Raw genomic sequence first — 14501 nt, 5'->3', positions numbered from 1 at the left:
ATGGGTCGGCTGGCCGGCAAGGTCGCGGTGGTCTTCGGGGGCGCGAGGGGCATCGGTCTCGCCACCGTGAAGGAGTTCGTCGCCGAGGGCGCGACCGTGTTCTCCAGTGACATCCGCGAACCCGCCGAAGCCGTCGAAGGCGCCCGTCAGTCCCTTGTGGACGCCACCGACGAAGGACAGGTCGACGCATTCGTGCGCGGTGTGGTCGCCGAGACCGGCCGGATCGACGTGCTGTTCAACAACGTCGGCATCCACCTCGGGAAGCCGCTGGTGGACACCACGCTGGCGGAGTTCGACAACATCTTCGCGCTGAACGTGCGCGCGGCCTTCCTCGGCACGCGTGCGGTACTGCCGCATATGATCGCGAACAAGGCGGGCAGCATCGTCACGACGTCGTCCAACGGCGGGGTGATGGGCCGCCCCGGCGACCCGGTGTACAACGCCACCAAGCACGCGTTGGTCGGCCTGACGAAGTCGATCGCCGTCGCGCACGCGCACCAGGGCATCCGCGCGAACACGGTCAACCCGGGCGCGATCGACACGGACATGCTGCGCGGCACACTCGCCTCTCCGGAGGATTTCGAAGCCAAGCAACACCAGTTGACCGCGAGCACACCGGCGGCACGGGTCGGCGAGGCGTGGGAGGTCGCGAAAGCGGTGGTCTTCCTGGCCAGTGACGAATCCCGGTTCGTCAACGGGGTCGCCCTCCCGATCGACGGCGCCAAGGCCGCCGGCGCCATGCCGGGCAACCGGTACAGCCTGGACTTCGAACTCGGTGTCAGGTAGCGCGATGTCCACATCTGCCGCCGAGGAGACGCTGGCCAGCGACAGACCTTTGCTCGAACGGAGCGGAACGGCGGAACGGGTCGCCGAGATCCTGCGCCAGCGCATCACCGAAGGTGTGTTCCCGCCCGGGTCGAGGCTTTCGGAACCGTCGATCAGCGCCGCGCTGGGCGTCTCGCGCAACACGCTGCGCGAATCCTTCCAGCTACTGGCGCACGAACGGCTCGCGGTGCACGAACTCAACCGCGGCGTGTTCGTGCGGGAGCTGACCGCGCAGGACATCTCGGATCTGTACGTGATGAGGCGGGTCACCGAATGCGGTGCGCTGCGGCGCGCGGCCGAATTGTCCACTGTGGACCTCTCGGCCGTCGCGACCGCGGTCCGGGAGGGCCGTGCGGCGGCCGACGAAGGTGACTGGCAGGGCGTCGGGACCGCGAGTATCGCGTTCCACCAGGCGGTGGGCGACCTGGCGGGCAGCGAGCGGGTCAGCACGACGATGCGCCAGGTGCTCGCGGAGACGCGGCTCTTCTTCGTGCTGGCGGAGAACACGCGGGCGTTCTTCGAACCGTTCCTGGAGCGGCACGAGCGGATCCTGCGGGATCTGGAGCGGGGGCGGTTCGGGCCGGCCGAGACGGCGCTGGAGAAGTACCTGCGGGACGCGGAGAAGCAGCTGCTGGCCGCTTACGACCGACGGGAGTCTTGAGCGGAGGCGGGTGGCGCTTCCAGCGCGTTGCGAAAGCCACTTTCCCAACGCTGGAGGTTGCGAAAGTGGCTTTCGCAACAACTGCCAGAAGGGCCGCGGGTAGGTGTCCGCCGCCGATCCTGGGGTGTCGCGAAAGCCACTTTCGGGACACCTGATGTCCCGAAAGTGGCTTTCACGACATCTGTCGAGTCCCCCGGGCGCGGCTACAGTCCGGACAGGTCCGAAGCGCGAACTGTGCACGATGGAGTGTTCGCGCCCCGGCTCGATCCGGGTGAGGATGGGGGCACGAGCACGAGGAGGAAGATCATGGTTTCGTCGGCGTCCGCGCGCAATCCGCTGTGGCACCCGTTCGCGGACATGGGAGCGGTCGACGGCGACCGGCTCGTCATCACCCGCGGTGAGGGTTCCTACGTCTGGGACGACGAGGGGAAGCGGTACTTCGACGCGACCGCGTCGCTCTGGTACGCGAACTTCGGGCACGGGCGCGAGGAGATCGCGCGGGCCGTCGCGGACCAGTTGCGGACGCTCGATTCGTACAACCTGTTCGGCTACCACGCCAACGAGCCCGCGCTGAAGCTCGCCGAACGCGTCTCCGCGCTGGCACCCGAACCGGGCTCGAAGGTGTTCTTCGGTTCGGGCGGCGGTGACGCCATCGACACCGCGGTCAAGGTCGCCCGTTCGTACTTCGCCCACACCGGGCGCCCGGAGAAGGTGCACGTCATCGGCCGGGTGCAGGGTTACCACGGCACCCACGGTTTCGGTACGGCCGTCGGCGGCATCGCGGCCAACGCGGTGGGCTTCGGGCCGCTGCCGGGCGACTTCTCGCACGTGCCGTACGACAGCGCCGAAGCGCTCGAAGCCGAGATCGTGCGGGTCGGGCCGGAGCGGGTCGCGGCGTTCTTCTGCGAACCGGTGATCGGCGCGGGCGGCGTCCTCCTTCCCCCGGACGGGTACATCGAGACGGTCGCGGAGATCTGCCGCAAACACGACGTGCTGTTCGTCGCGGACTGCGTGATCGCCGCGTTCGGACGGCTGGGTACCTGGTTCGGAATCGACCGGTGGGCCGTGAAACCGGACATGATCACGACCGCGAAGGGCATCACCGGCGGCACGATCCCGCTCGGCGCGCTGATCGTCGCGCCGAGGGTGGCCGAGCCGTTCTTCACCGGCGCGCCGGGTGCGCCGGTATTGCGGCACGGCGCGACGTACGCCGGGCATCCGGTCGCGTGTGCCGCGGGGAACGCGACGCTGGACATCTACGAGCGCGACGGGCTCATCCCGCGTGGGCGGGAACTGGAGAAGCCACTGGCCGACGCGCTTTCCGGGCTCGCTTCGCATCCGTTGGTGGCGGAGGTCCGGGCCGGGCTGGGCTTCCTCGGCGCGGTCGAGCTGAAGGCCGAAGTCATCGAGGCGAACCCCGGTGCGGCGAACCGGCTGCAACGGCTGGCGCGGGACGAAGGCGTCCTCGTGCGGAACCTGGCCAAGGGGATCGCGGTGTCGCCGCCGTTGATCGCCGGGGAGACGGAACTCGACCTGCTCGCGACGGCTTTGCCGCGTGCGCTGGACAAGCTCGCCTAGGCCGCTGTCATCCCGCGGCGGCGATCACCGGTGGCTGCCGCGGGAACGCGTTCCGGTAGGCGGCGGGCGAGACACCGACCTGTTTGAGGAAATGGTGGCGCAGGTTGTTCGCGGTGCCGAGACCGCTGAGCTCCGCGATCCTCTCCACCGGCAGGGCGGTCGATTCCAGCAGGCTCTGCGCCCGGGAGAGCCGCTGGGTCAGCAGCCACTGGAGCGGTGTCGTGCCGGTCGCCTGCTGGAGACGCCGGTAGAACGTCCGGCGGCTCATCATGGCGCGCCGGGCGAGATCTTCGATCGTCAACGGCCGGTCGAGATGCGCCCTCGCCCAGTCGAGCACCGGTGCCAGCCCCTGATCGTCGGTGGCGGGAACGGAGAGATCGATGAACTGGGCCTGTCCGCCCGGCCGGTGCGCGGGTACGACCATCCGGCGGGCCAGCTGGTTGGCCACGTGCGCCCCGAGGTCGCGCCGGACCAGATGCAGGCACAGGTCGAGGCCGGCGGTCATCCCGGCGCTGGTGAGTACGTCGCCGTCGTCCACATAGAGCACGGAGTCGTCGACCTCGACCTCGGGGAACCGCTCGGCCAGCTGCGCGGTGTGCATCCAGTGCGAGGTCGCTCGACGGCCGTCGAGCAGCCCGGCCTCGGCGAGCGCGAAGGCGCCGGAGCACAGCGAGACCATCCGCGCACCCGCGTCGTGGGCGCGCCGTAACGCGCTGATCAGCTCTGGCGAGACCGGCGCGCCGTCGCTGAGGACCTCGTCCGGCACCGACGACACGATGACCGTCTCGGCGCCGACGATGTCGTCGAGCCGGTACGGGGTGCGCAGCGCGAACCCGGGGGCCGCTTCCGCGGCGCGGTCACCGGTTCCGCACAGCCGCAGGTCGTACCAGGGGTCGGCGAGATCGGGCTGGGGCATCCCGAAAACGGTGGCGGGGATGCTCACCTCGTACAGGTCCCAGAAGGCGATCCCGATCTCCTCGGGGACGACCAGGGCGACCGAACCAGCGCTCATGGCCACATCCTATGGCACGAATTTGGTGGTTCCGGTCATCAGTGTCACTGGCAGCGGGAAGCGCGGGCCACGAGGCTGGTCACATGAGTACGACACCTGAGCGAGTCGCCGTCATCGGCCTCGGCAATCTGGGCCACGCGCTGGCTGAAACCTTTTTGCGCCAAGGGATTCCCACGACCGTTTGGAACCGCGACACCACCAAGGCGGACGCGCTCGTCGCGGCGGGCGCGACGGCGGCGCCGACCGCCGCGGAGGCGATCGCGGCGAGCGACCTCGTGCTCGTCGCGCTGCTCGATGCCACCGTCGCCCGGCAGGTCCTGACGACGGCAGGCGATGCCGTCGCCGGGCGCGCGCTGGTCAACGTCACCTCCGGCGGGCCGGAGGACGCGCGGGAGCTGGCGACCTGGGCGGCCGAACGCGGGGCGCAGTACCTGCACGGAGCCGTCTACGCGGTGCCGCAGACGATCGGCACCGCCGGATCGTCGATCAGCTACAGCGGTGCCCAGGCCGTTCACCGGCGTTGGCAGCCGAAGCTGGATTTGTTGGGGAAAGGCGCTTTCCTCGGCGCCGACGCCGGTCTCGCGTCGGGCTACGACGTCGCCATCCTGGCCGGGATGTACGGCATGATCGGCGGCTTCCTGCACGCCACGGCGATGGCGTCGGCGGCAGGGGTGCGCGCCACCGAACTGACGCCGATGCTGCTGTCTTGGCTGGCGGATTCGTTCCCGGCGCTGACCACCTTCGCCGAGGAGATCGACCGCGGCGGATACACCGACGGCGAGTCGAGCCTGGTCATGAACCAGGCGGGGCTGAGCACGATCATCCGGGCCAGCCGGGCGCTGGACGTTCCGGCGGACACCCTGCTCCCGATCAAGGACCTGATCGACCGGCAGATCGAGGCCGGACACGGCGCGGCCAGCCTCTCGCGTGCCGTCGAGTCCTTCCGGAGCGCCGCATGAGCACGACGACCCGGGACTTCGGTGAGCTGGAAGCCGAGTTCAACAGCTACGTCGGAGCCATCAACTACGCCACGATGGTGACCGTCGACGCCCGGAACCGCCCGCGAACCCGGGTGCTCATCCCGGTGTGGGAGAAGGTCGACGGTCTTCCGCTCGGCTGGCTGGCCACCTATCGGACGCCGGTGAAGGCGGCCCACCTCGAGGGCAACCCGCACACCAATTTCTCTTACTGGGCACCGGGGAACAACTCGGTGGCGGTCGACGCGGTGGCCGTCTGGGACAACGAGCTCTCGGTCAAGGAGCATGTGTGGGACCTGTACCGCAAGACCAGCCCGCGCGGTGCCGGCTACCCACTCGGCAACTTCTGGCAGGCACCGTCCGACCCGCGGCTGCATGTGCTGCGCCTGACGCCGTGGCGGATCCAGGTGATCCGCGGCGCCGACCTGCGCAGCCGGATCTGGCGGAAGCCGGAACCCACGTAGGTACCTAAGACACCCTTGGCCCTAACCGTCCTTACCACTCACGAGGCTTGCTCTACTGACGCCCTTCGTGGTTTCGGAGCCACGTGGACGCGCGCCGGGCGGAGGCTTGGGCGAGCCAGGCGTCCTGGACGACCTCGGACAGCTCGTCGTGGGTCAGCTCGCCGATGCGGCAGGCGCGCACCAGCACCGATGGATGTCCGTCGAAGTGGGAAGTGGTGAAGAACGGTGATGCTTCGTCCTGCACCATCGCCTGCTTGTCCGCTTCCGACGGGGTCCAGAACACGATCACGTCGTCGTAGCGTTCACCGGTCTCGGGGTCGAAGGCGTCGGGCCGCGGGGTACGGAAGAAGACGAACGACTTCCGGCCCACCTGGTAGACCGGGTTTCCCGCGGTCCCTCGCTCCACCGTCACGTGCGGCATGCCAAGCGCGAGGGCGTGCACGTCTTCGACCTTGGCTGGTCGCCGACCTTCGTCCGACACGGATTCAGCTTATCTGGGGTTCGCGTGAGAATCAGCCGAGCTGACGCCACTTGAAGCGCGTGAAGGCCCCCTTCCCTCGGCTCAGCCGAGGGAAGGGGCCTTCACGCGCACGAGGGCCGCGCGCTCGGTCATGAAGGGCACAGCCGACGGGACCAGGTCCCTTCATGACACCCCCAGTGGCGGGCCCTCGCAGGCCCGCCTCAGGAGAGGCAGAGTTCGTTGCCCTCAGGGTCCGCGATGGTGATCCACTCCGCGGGCCCTTGCTTGCCGCGGTGCAGGAACGTCGCACCGCGCGCGATCAGCCGCTCGAGCTCGGCCTCGATCTTGCCCGCCCCCATCCGGATGTCGAGGTGCAGCCGGTTCTTCACCGTTTTCCCTTCGGGCACCAGCTGGAAGAGGAACCGCTGCCCGGTCTCCGGGTGGACGATCGCCGCGCCGTCCTTCCACACCAGGACCCCGTTGTGTGTGGTCGTCGCTTCCTCGGAGGCATACCCCTTGGCGATCATCTCGCGGATGAACTCCTCGTTGCTCTCCTCGACCCGCCACCCGAGCATCTCCGCCCACCAGCCCGCGAGGGCGTGTGGATGGGCTGAGTCCACGGTCACCTGGAAGTCATACGCCATACCGGCACATTAACGACCCGCCCCGACAATTCCGGGCGGTCATACCCGCTGACCACGGTGAACCGCCATTTGTCGACCCCGCCGCCGATGATCTCGGCGTAGCGCCGGGCGCCGTCCGCGTTGGCGAAGCGCACCTGCTGCCCGTTGGTGAGATGGGTGATCTTGACCGCCATCCGTGCCTCCCTGAAGTCCGGTGCCGGCCCGCGGAGCTTCCCCCTCCGGGGCCGGCGCCGACAGTAGAACACATGTTCGACGCCGGTCGCCAACCCAACCCCCCGGGCGGGTCATCGACGCATGGTCACCCGTGGCCACGCGTCCAGGCCGCGGGCGATTTCGTGGTCCCGGACGGTTCGCAGGCCGTCTGTGAGGCTCTCCTCGTCGAGCGTCGCGAAGCCGAGCCGGGCATAGTACGGCGCGTTCCACGGAACCTCGGCGTACGTCGTCAGCGTCAGTCCGGCGAGCCCTTCGCGCGAAGCCCACTCCGCGGCGTGCTCGATCAGCCGCCGCCCGAGACCTCGGCGCGCGTGATCCGGATGGACGGACACCTGCTCGATATGGCCGTGGCCGTCGACGATCTCGGCGAGCAGGTACGCCACCGGCCCGTCGCCCGTCTCCCACACCCAGGCCCGGCCCGCGCGCTGGAAGGCCGTGAGGTCCGCGATCGACGGCGGGTCGTCGTCGGCGATCGCGGCCATGCCGAGCGCGCGGAACGGTTCGCCGGCGGCGCGTTCGATGTCCTGGAGTACGGGAAGGTCTTCGAGGGTGGCGAGTCGGATCACGGATCGAGTTCTACCCCGCGGCGGCGCGTGGAGGCTCGTGAATTAGGGGACACGCGTGATTGGAGGGCGAACTCGCGTGATCAGGGGGCGAACACGCGTGATTGGGGGGCGAACACGCGTGATCAGAGGGCGAACGACGAGACGGCGCGGTGGATCCTGCTCGCGTAGGACTGGAGCGCGACGATGGCGGCTCGTTTCGCGTCGTCGCCGATCCGGGTGGCGGGGGCGGCCAGTGTCAGCACCGCGGGCCGGTGTCCGGCGTTCGGGATCGGCACGGAACACGACCAGACGCCGTCGTCCAGTTCGCCCCAGCTGACCGCGAATCGATTCGCCCCGGCGCGTTTGACCTCTTCCCGCACGCTCGGGCCGCGGCGCTGGACGATCGACGAAAGGCGCCTTTCGCGTTCGCCCTCCGGCAGCATGGCGAGCAGCATCTTGCCCGACGCGCCGGTGCCGAGCGGGACGGAATGCCCCGGCTGGAAGGTGAAGCGCATCGCGCGTTCGCATTCGACCCGGTCCGCGCAGACCGCGGATTCGCCGAAATGCTGGAACAGCAGCACCGTCTCGCCGAGGTCGCGGGCCGCCTCCTCCATCGCCGGACGAGCCAGCCGGGCGAGGTCGTTGGCCAGTTGCGCGGCCCGCGCGAGCGGCATCACCTGGCTCGTCACGTGGTAGCGCCCCGTCCTTCCCTCCTCCAAGAGCTGAAGTTCCTTCAGTAGTGCGACATAGCGATAGGTCGTGGCTACCGGGGTGCCGATCCTCGCCGCGAGTTCGGCGACGCTCGCGTCCCAGCGGCGTTCGGAAAAGGAGAGCAGCAGCTGCAGTACTTTGCGCGAACTGCTGGCGCCGGGGGTGCGTTTCGGCGGGGCGGGGGTGTCCAGGGATCGTGCGGCAGGCGTCATCTCGACCTCTCGCCGGAGAATCACGAAGAGTCAAGAAACTAGCACATTGTGTGAATTGCGGACCAGGGTCTTTGGTCCACGAGCAAGCGGACTTTCTTCGGCAGGGCGCGGCCGCTTTTCGCCATTCCTGGAAGCCGCCCGCCGGAACGGGGAAATCGGTGTCCAGTGGCGAATCGGCCAAGGAATTCGGAATCACCGGCCTCGACGGCTACCGCTGAACCTCCCGGCGCAGGAAAGGTGTGAGCAGACCGGGCGCGGCCTGTTCCGCCATCGCCAGCCCGGCCGATTCGCCGACGTCGACCACCCGATAGCCGCCCTTGCCCGCCGCGATCGGGGCCGTCACGGTGATCAATCCGGCCCGGCGCTGGAAGAACGAACGGCTGACGACGACGCCGGTGACCCCTTCGCGCCGGATCGCCACCGTCGCCCGTGCCAGGGAACCCGACCGGCTGACCAGGTACCGCCCGACGATCGCGTGGCCGAGGTTGCGGTAGCGGTCCCAGCCCACCAGCGCGGCGAGCGGGACCAGGGCGAGCGCGACCTGCCACATCCACGAGGGCAGGAAATCGATCCACGCCAAGCCGAACAGGGCGGCCGCCAGGAACAGCACGCCGCCCACCGCACGGGTGAGCCGCCTGGTCAGCGCCCGCCGCGGATGCCGGTTCAACGGGACGGTGGCCGGGTCGAAGTTCTCCCGCAGCACCTCGGCCGCGACCTCGTGGACCCGGCCGACGGGCGCGGGTGGCAGGAGAAGCCCACCGCCCTTGTCCCCGCCTTTGCCCTCACGAAGCCCGCCCACGATCGCGGTGAGCCGCGCCCCGCCCGCGATCCGCAGCGGCAGCGGCTCCTTCACCTCGACGCCGCGAAGCCGTTCTTCTTCGATGGACACCGAACGCGTCGTGATCAGCCCGCGCCGGACGTGCAGGGTGCCTTCCGTCTCCCGGGTGAGCTTGAAATTCCAGAACGACAGCACGTAGCCGCCGACGGAGAGCAAGGAGACGGCCACGAGCAGGGTGACCGCCGCGACGACCACGATCAGCCACACCGCCGTGTTCGCCAGATCGTCCATGAGATCCCGTAGCGGGCCGACGTTCTCCGGGGCGATGTTCAGCTGGTGCGCGAAATGCCAGACCGCGGCGAAGATCGCGCCCACCACGGCGAGCCCGGAAAGGGTGAACGGCGCGTACCGCACCCACTTGCGGTCGACCTCCGCCACGACCTGCTCGGGCGGCGGGGCCTCGGCTTCGGTGGTGATCTCCTTGCGGTGCAAGAGAACCGTGCGCAGCCGGTGGGCCTCCGCCTGGCTGACGGCGTCGAGCACCAGCTGATCGCCGTTCGCGCCCTGGGCGGCCGAATGCCGTCCGGTGCCGATGCGCACGGCGCTGAGGGAGAACAACCGGTGCTTGGGTTCCGAGGTGACGTCGACCGTGCGCACCCGGTCCAGCGGGATCGCGCGATGCTTGCGCAGCAACAGGCCCGTGGTCCATTCCACCTGGCCGTCGGCGATGCGGTACCGGGAAGTGAGCACGTGCGACACACCGACGAGCACGGTCAGCGCGGTGACGCCGAGCCCGAACCACTCCCAGCCGTTGCCCCGCCCGAGGATCACCGTCCCGATCAGCACGGGCAGCGATTTCACGACGTCGAGCACGGGGCGGACCAGCAGCATCCGGCGGTCGAGCCGGCGCCACTGGCCGGCGGCGTCCGGTGGTGCCTCGGTGCTCATGTCGCGTCACCGGGAGTGGCCTGCGTGGTCTTCGTGAGTTCCGCGGCCAGCTTCAGCGCTTCGGCGTGGTCGAGACCGGCGATCTTGACCGGGCCCGCGGCCGACGCCGTCGTCACGGTGATCTTCGCCAGCCGGAACAGCTGCTCGACCGGGTCGCGTTCGATGTCGACGGTCTGGATCCGCGAGATCGGCGCGATCCGCCACTCCTGGCTGAGCCAGCCTTCCTGGGTGTACACGGCCTCGCCGGTGACCTCCCAGCGGTGGATCCGGTAGCGCCACTGCGGCATGACCAGCAGATGCAGCGGCGCGACCACGCAGGAGATCGTCAAGGTCACCGTGAGCCACGTCGGCGCGTCGTCGCTCGTGAGCACGAACACCGTCTGCGCGCCGATGAGGATCGCCCAGCCGACCGCGGCCCACACCGTCCAGTAGCCGATGGCGCGCCTGCTCACCCGATTGGCGGGCGGGCGCAGGCCGAGCGTCTCTTCTGTCACCCCTCCACCCTGCACCACCTCCGTGTGGATCGCCCACGACGGCTGTCACGGACCGATAGGATCCAAGCCACCGTCGGCGGAATGGATACCCCCTATCGGGGCGTTGCCACCTGTAGACGGTCGTACCCACGAAACCTGGAGGATCTGGTGGCGCTGGACCCGGAAGACCTGTACGAGGTGGACTCGGACGTCCCTGACCTCGGCGGGGCCGTGCTCCTGCACTACTTCGACGGCTTCATGGACGCGGGTTCGGCGGGCAAGCTCGTCGCCGAGCAGCTGCTGAACTCGTCCGAGCACCGCGTGATCGCGCGGTTCGACGTCGACCGCCTCATCGACTACCGCTCGCGCCGCCCGGCGATGACCTACGCCATCGACCACTGGGAGGCCTACGACGCCCCCGAACTGGTCGTCCACCTGCTGCACGACGCCGACGGCGTGCCGTTCCTGCTGCTCACCGGGCCGGAACCGGACCACGACTGGGAGCGGTTCTGCGCGGCGGTGCGCGGGCTGGTCGAACGTTGGGACGTCCGGCTCACCACCGGTTTCCACGGCATCCCGATGGGCGCGCCGCATACCCGGCCGCTCGGCGTGACCGCGCACGCGACGCGGAACGAACTCGTCGGCGAACACCGTCCGCTGCCCAACCGGATGCAGGTGCCGGGCAGTATCGCCGGGCTGCTGGAGTTCCGTTTCGGCGAGTGGGGGCACGACGCGTCCGGGTTCGCGGCGCACGTGCCGCACTACCTGGCGGACTCGACGTACCCGAGCGCCGCGCTGAACCTGCTCGGCGCCGTCGCCGCGGCGACCGGGCTGAACCTGCCGGACGGGGACCTGCGGGAGGCCTCGCACGAGGCGGAGGCCGAGATCGCCCGCCAGGTCGCCGGGTCGGAGAAGGTCGCCGACGTCGTGCGCGCGCTGGAGCAGCAGTACGACACGTTCATGGAGGCGTCCGGCAAGGAGAGCCTGCTCGCGGAGTCGGTCGAGCACATGCCGACCGCCGAGGAGCTGGGCAACCAGTTCGAGCGGTTCCTGGCCGAGCAGAACGGCGGGGAGACCCCGGAGCGCTAGACGTCCCAAGTACATGAAGGCCCCCTTCACCGGAAGGGGGCCTTCATGTACTGCTGTGGACTTCAGTGGTCGATGGCGACCATCACCCGTGAATGCTTCGGCCGCTCGATCTCGTCGACCAGCGCGACCGCGAGATCCGCGTAGGAGAACGGTCCCGCGTCCGCCGCACGCGGCAGCACCCGGTGGTCCCCGCTGCGGTATTCGCCCGTGCGCTCGGCGTGTTCGTCGAGCATCACCGGTGGCGGCGCGACGACCACCCAGTCGAGCCCGCCGCCGGACGCACGGAAGACCTCCAGCTCCGCCGTGTGCCCGAGCGAGAACTCGCGGTGCTCGGCAGGCCAGTCCGGCTGGTCGTGGACGGCGACGCCCGGAGCGATCTCCAACGCCGACCCGACGCCGACGACGACCAGCCTCGCGACACCGGCCCGGCCGAGGCCGTCGATCAGCGCGTGCGCGGCGGCCGGGTAGTACTCGCGCGACGGGAGGTCCGCGCGGTAGATGGAACTGATCGCGGCGTCGTGCCCGGCGGCGGCCCTCGCGACGTCATCCGCGATGGTGACGTCGGCGGCGATCACGGTGACGTTGTCCCCGGCGAGATCCGGGTGGCGGCCGGGATCCCGTACGGCGGCGGTGACCTGGTGCCCGCGGCTCACGGCTTCGGCGACGGCACGGCGCCCGCCGCGTCCGCCCGCCCCGAAGATGACGATCCTGCTCATCGTGCTCCCTTTTCCGGTGCCGGCACCCGAGTACCGGCGGCGATCGCGATGCTAGGAGCGGCCCCCTCGGTTACCGCAACGAAACCGGCCCCCGCGTTCTGCTCCCGTTCACCCGGATGGTGCTGGTGTATCGTCCCGGGATGCGTCACCTGGTACCCCATTCAGCCCTGAAAACCCTGAGCCGGTCGGCTCGCGGCACGCTCGGCCGGGGCCTGCACCGGCTCGCCCGCCGATTCCATGATCCTTATACGGAGGAACTGGAACGGGTGGCCGCGGAACTGCGCGCGGAGATCGTCCGGCAGGGGGATCGCTGTTTCGACCGGATCGTCGAGTTCGAAATCCGGAGCCGTCGCGACATCATCTACGCGGGCGACCAGGACGCGGCGAGGGACAGCAATCGTTTCGCCCGTGAGCATCTGACCGGGACCAAACATTTCGCGCGTCCACAAGAGACTCTCGCGTACGCGCTTTCCCTTGCCCCGTCCGGGGGAATGGCCCTCGAATTCGGTGTCGCGAGCGGCAACACGCTACGGGCGATCGCCAAGGCACGCGGTGGTGTCGAGACCTACGGATTCGATTGGTTCCAGGGGCTCCCGGAGAACTGGCTCAACGGGATGCCCGCCGGCTCGTTCGCGCGCGACGACCTGCCGGACGTCCCCGGCGCCGAACTCGTCGTCGGTCTTTTCGCCGACACGCTTCCCGGCTTTCTCGAGCGGCACGAAGGCGTCGTCGATTTCCTGCACGTGGACGGCGATCTGTACAGCTCCGCGAAAACCGTGCTCGATCTGGTGGGCCCGCGTCTGCGGTCCGGCAGCATCGTGCATTTCGACGAATTCTTCAACTACCCCGGCTGGCAGCGCCACGAGCACAAGGCGTGGCTGGAGTACGTCGAACGCACCGGTGTCGAATTCGAATACGTGGCCTACACCTACGCGGACAACCAGGTCACCGTCCGGATCGCCTAGGCGGTGTCCGGTGGTCCTAGCGGCTTTCGCGACACGCTTCGGCCGCACATGACCACTGGCCGGACGGCGCCGACTCCTGTCTGCAAAGGGGTGCCGGTCGAGTAATAGTATCCATTTTGAGCACTTTGCGCGGGTTTGTGAGTGGTAATGAGCGTTCTAGCCGCCATTGCCACTCGTGACCCTCAACGAAAACAGCGCATTTAGTCATAAATCAGATATTCCACCGCCTGAAAGTGTCCCTTGTGAACACTCGGAGGAGTGCGGGTTTGCAGGACGGCGTGGGCGCTGTCGTGCAAGGCCTGTTCGGGGCCGAGGGTGGGGCCGGCGGTGGGCTGAAGGCTCCCTTCACCGCGTCTGATGCAGGGAAAGGAGCCTTCACCTCGGCCGCACATGGCCACTGGCAGGACGGCGCCTAAAGCAGTTCGCGGACCTCGATCGTGCCGATCGCGGCCCACGGGTGGGTCTTCGCCGCCTCGACGGCTTGTTCGCGGCTGTCGCATTCGAGGATGTTGATGCCGCCGATCTGTTCCTTCGTCTCCGCGAACGGACCGTCCGTGAGCAGCGCTTCGCCGTCGCGGACGCGGACGGTCGTCGCCGACGCCGGCGGGTGGAGCCCCATCCCGTTGACGCGCAGGCCGCGTCGCGTCATCTCTTCGCCCCAGGCGCGGCAGGGCTCGGTGATATCGGTGGTGACCGCCGGATCGCCGTCGGTCCCGCAGAGCATGAGCAGGTAACGCACCGTTCCTCCTAATCGGTCAGTCCGTCTTCGTAGGCGCGCAGGGTATCGATGAACATGCGCCGTTCGGCCGGGGTCAGCGGCGTGAGCGCCTTCTGCCAGGCGCGGGCGCCCCGCGCGAGCCAGTCGTCGATCGCGGGCCGCATCGGCTCGGCGATGGCGACGATCCGCCGCCGCCGGTCCGTCTCGTCCTCGCGCCGGTCGAGTACGTCCTTCTTGGTCAGTTCGCCGACCATCAGGCTCACCGTGGTCGGGGCGACCTCCAGTCGTTCGGCCAGCTCGTTCACCGTCATGGGCCCGTCGAAGAGCAGGTACGACAACAGCGAAAGATGACGCGGCGCCAGGGACAGTGACTGGAGCTCGTCCGGGATCTTGATCCGCTTCGCGCGCCCGACCATCCGTGGCATGAGCAGCAGCAAAGCCCGCACGGCGTCGTCGACTTCCATGTCCTCGGTTGACACCGGCCACCCTCCTGGATACCTTTGCATGCAAAG

Annotated in this window: 18 protein-coding genes; 7 read left to right on the top strand and 11 right to left on the bottom strand. The window is 69.0% G+C overall.

All coding sequences use genetic code 11. From position 1 onward, the window contains the following. The 3 genes from ACFVM3_RS27735 to ACFVM3_RS27725 all read left to right on the top strand — a co-directional run bounded on the left by ACFVM3_RS27735 (window position 1) and on the right by ACFVM3_RS27725 (window position 3064). On the top strand, window positions 1-786 hold the full coding sequence (locus ACFVM3_RS27735; protein WP_378442911.1) for an SDR family NAD(P)-dependent oxidoreductase: 786 nt from the start codon (window positions 1-3) through the stop codon (window positions 784-786). 4 nt (window positions 787-790) lie between these two features. Beyond that, window positions 791-1486, top strand: coding sequence for a GntR family transcriptional regulator (locus ACFVM3_RS27730; RefSeq protein WP_378442910.1), 696 nt, complete (start codon window positions 791-793; stop codon window positions 1484-1486). Window positions 1487-1792: 306 nt separating this feature from the next. Continuing rightward, window positions 1793-3064: an aspartate aminotransferase family protein gene (locus ACFVM3_RS27725; RefSeq protein ID WP_378442909.1), complete on the top strand. Its 1272-nt coding sequence runs from the start codon at window positions 1793-1795 to the stop codon at window positions 3062-3064. 7 nt (window positions 3065-3071) lie between these two features. Here the strand turns inward: ACFVM3_RS27725 and ACFVM3_RS27720 are convergent, their stop codons facing one another. Continuing rightward, complete coding sequence (locus ACFVM3_RS27720; RefSeq protein WP_378442908.1) at window positions 3072-4076, bottom strand: GlxA family transcriptional regulator; 1005 nt, start codon at window positions 4074-4076, stop codon at window positions 3072-3074. 83 nt (window positions 4077-4159) lie between these two features. Between ACFVM3_RS27720 and ACFVM3_RS27715 the strand changes: the two genes are divergently transcribed. Then, on the top strand, window positions 4160-5035 hold the full coding sequence (locus tag ACFVM3_RS27715; protein ID WP_378442907.1) for an NAD(P)-dependent oxidoreductase: 876 nt from the start codon (window positions 4160-4162) through the stop codon (window positions 5033-5035). Then, on the top strand, window positions 5032-5517 hold the full coding sequence (locus ACFVM3_RS27710) for a pyridoxamine 5'-phosphate oxidase family protein (protein ID WP_378442906.1): 486 nt from the start codon (window positions 5032-5034) through the stop codon (window positions 5515-5517). The genes ACFVM3_RS27715 and ACFVM3_RS27710 overlap by 4 nt, the downstream gene beginning before the upstream one ends. Before the next feature lie 52 nt (window positions 5518-5569). Here ACFVM3_RS27710 and ACFVM3_RS27705 read toward each other — a convergent pair whose 3' ends face one another. The 7 genes from ACFVM3_RS27705 to ACFVM3_RS27675 all read right to left on the bottom strand — a co-directional run bounded on the left by ACFVM3_RS27705 (window position 5570) and on the right by ACFVM3_RS27675 (window position 10522). Then, a complete protein-coding gene (locus ACFVM3_RS27705; protein WP_378442905.1) occupies window positions 5570-5998 on the bottom strand; it encodes an MmcQ/YjbR family DNA-binding protein in 429 nt (142 codons plus the stop codon). Between the two features lie 200 nt (window positions 5999-6198). Then, complete coding sequence (locus ACFVM3_RS27700) at window positions 6199-6621, bottom strand: VOC family protein (protein ID WP_378442904.1); 423 nt, start codon at window positions 6619-6621, stop codon at window positions 6199-6201. Next, window positions 6600-6794 carry a hypothetical protein gene (locus tag ACFVM3_RS27695; protein WP_378442903.1) on the bottom strand — a complete coding sequence of 65 codons (195 nt, stop codon included), beginning with the start codon at window positions 6792-6794 and terminating at the stop codon, window positions 6600-6602. Before ACFVM3_RS27695 ends, ACFVM3_RS27700 begins: the two co-directional genes overlap by 22 nt. Before the next feature lie 111 nt (window positions 6795-6905). Then, window positions 6906-7400 carry a GNAT family N-acetyltransferase gene (locus tag ACFVM3_RS27690; RefSeq protein WP_378442902.1) on the bottom strand — a complete coding sequence of 165 codons (495 nt, stop codon included), beginning with the start codon at window positions 7398-7400 and terminating at the stop codon, window positions 6906-6908. A gap of 122 nt (window positions 7401-7522) precedes the next feature. Then, a complete protein-coding gene (locus tag ACFVM3_RS27685; protein ID WP_378442935.1) occupies window positions 7523-8302 on the bottom strand; it encodes an IclR family transcriptional regulator in 780 nt (259 codons plus the stop codon). Window positions 8303-8510: 208 nt separating this feature from the next. Then, on the bottom strand, window positions 8511-10028 hold the full coding sequence (locus tag ACFVM3_RS27680; protein ID WP_378442901.1) for a PH domain-containing protein: 1518 nt from the start codon (window positions 10026-10028) through the stop codon (window positions 8511-8513). After that, window positions 10025-10522 (bottom strand): PH domain-containing protein, encoded by a 498-nt coding sequence (locus ACFVM3_RS27675; RefSeq protein ID WP_378442900.1) that lies wholly within the window; start codon window positions 10520-10522, stop codon window positions 10025-10027. Before ACFVM3_RS27675 ends, ACFVM3_RS27680 begins: the two co-directional genes overlap by 4 nt. A 147-nt stretch (window positions 10523-10669) precedes the next feature. Here ACFVM3_RS27675 and ACFVM3_RS27670 point away from each other — a divergent pair, with 147 nt between their 5' ends. Further along, window positions 10670-11590, top strand: a complete 921-nt coding sequence (locus tag ACFVM3_RS27670) for a proteasome assembly chaperone family protein (RefSeq protein WP_378442899.1) — start codon at window positions 10670-10672, stop codon at window positions 11588-11590. Window positions 11591-11652: 62 nt separating this feature from the next. Here ACFVM3_RS27670 and ACFVM3_RS27665 read toward each other — a convergent pair whose 3' ends face one another. Next, window positions 11653-12306, bottom strand: a complete 654-nt coding sequence (locus ACFVM3_RS27665) for an NAD(P)-dependent oxidoreductase (RefSeq protein ID WP_378442898.1) — start codon at window positions 12304-12306, stop codon at window positions 11653-11655. Between the two features lie 140 nt (window positions 12307-12446). Here ACFVM3_RS27665 and ACFVM3_RS27660 point away from each other — a divergent pair, with 140 nt between their 5' ends. Further along, window positions 12447-13271, top strand: a complete 825-nt coding sequence (locus ACFVM3_RS27660) for a class I SAM-dependent methyltransferase (RefSeq protein ID WP_378442897.1) — start codon at window positions 12447-12449, stop codon at window positions 13269-13271. Window positions 13272-13683: 412 nt separating this feature from the next. Here ACFVM3_RS27660 and ACFVM3_RS27655 read toward each other — a convergent pair whose 3' ends face one another. Both ACFVM3_RS27655 and ACFVM3_RS27650 read right to left on the bottom strand, forming a co-directional pair. After that, a complete protein-coding gene (locus tag ACFVM3_RS27655) occupies window positions 13684-14010 on the bottom strand; it encodes a YciI family protein (RefSeq protein ID WP_378442896.1) in 327 nt (108 codons plus the stop codon). Between the two features lie 8 nt (window positions 14011-14018). Then, the gene (locus tag ACFVM3_RS27650) at window positions 14019-14453 is read right to left on the bottom strand and encodes a MarR family transcriptional regulator (protein ID WP_378442934.1); all 435 of its coding nucleotides are present in this window, start codon (window positions 14451-14453) and stop codon (window positions 14019-14021) included. Window positions 14454-14501 lie beyond the last annotated feature (48 nt).

This window comes from Amycolatopsis sp. NPDC057786 (assembly GCF_042797905.1).
GTDB lineage: Bacteria > Actinomycetota > Actinomycetes > Mycobacteriales > Pseudonocardiaceae > Amycolatopsis.
Note: the sequence above shows the minus strand (reverse complement) of the source record. Positions and strands in the feature narration are given on the sequence as shown.

Excerpts from the sequence above, each read along its gene's own strand:
- ACFVM3_RS27735 (WP_378442911.1), top strand. The coding sequence starts at position 1 with ATGGGTCGGCTGGCCGGCAAGGTCGCGGTGGTCTTCGGGGGCGCGAGG.
- ACFVM3_RS27730 (WP_378442910.1), top strand. The coding sequence starts at position 791 with ATGTCCACATCTGCCGCCGAGGAGACGCTGGCCAGCGACAGACCTTTG.
- ACFVM3_RS27725 (WP_378442909.1), top strand. The coding sequence starts at position 1,793 with ATGGTTTCGTCGGCGTCCGCGCGCAATCCGCTGTGGCACCCGTTCGCG.
- ACFVM3_RS27720 (WP_378442908.1), bottom strand. The coding sequence starts at position 4,076 with ATGAGCGCTGGTTCGGTCGCCCTGGTCGTCCCCGAGGAGATCGGGATC.
- ACFVM3_RS27715 (WP_378442907.1), top strand. The coding sequence starts at position 4,160 with ATGAGTACGACACCTGAGCGAGTCGCCGTCATCGGCCTCGGCAATCTG.
- ACFVM3_RS27710 (WP_378442906.1), top strand. The coding sequence starts at position 5,032 with ATGAGCACGACGACCCGGGACTTCGGTGAGCTGGAAGCCGAGTTCAAC.
- ACFVM3_RS27700 (WP_378442904.1), bottom strand. The coding sequence starts at position 6,621 with ATGGCGTATGACTTCCAGGTGACCGTGGACTCAGCCCATCCACACGCC.
- ACFVM3_RS27695 (WP_378442903.1), bottom strand. The coding sequence starts at position 6,794 with ATGGCGGTCAAGATCACCCATCTCACCAACGGGCAGCAGGTGCGCTTC.
- ACFVM3_RS27685 (WP_378442935.1), bottom strand. The coding sequence starts at position 8,302 with ATGACGCCTGCCGCACGATCCCTGGACACCCCCGCCCCGCCGAAACGC.
- ACFVM3_RS27680 (WP_378442901.1), bottom strand. The coding sequence starts at position 10,028 with ATGAGCACCGAGGCACCACCGGACGCCGCCGGCCAGTGGCGCCGGCTC.
- ACFVM3_RS27665 (WP_378442898.1), bottom strand. The coding sequence starts at position 12,306 with ATGAGCAGGATCGTCATCTTCGGGGCGGGCGGACGCGGCGGGCGCCGT.
- ACFVM3_RS27660 (WP_378442897.1), top strand. The coding sequence starts at position 12,447 with ATGCGTCACCTGGTACCCCATTCAGCCCTGAAAACCCTGAGCCGGTCG.
- ACFVM3_RS27650 (WP_378442934.1), bottom strand. The coding sequence starts at position 14,453 with ATGGAAGTCGACGACGCCGTGCGGGCTTTGCTGCTGCTCATGCCACGG.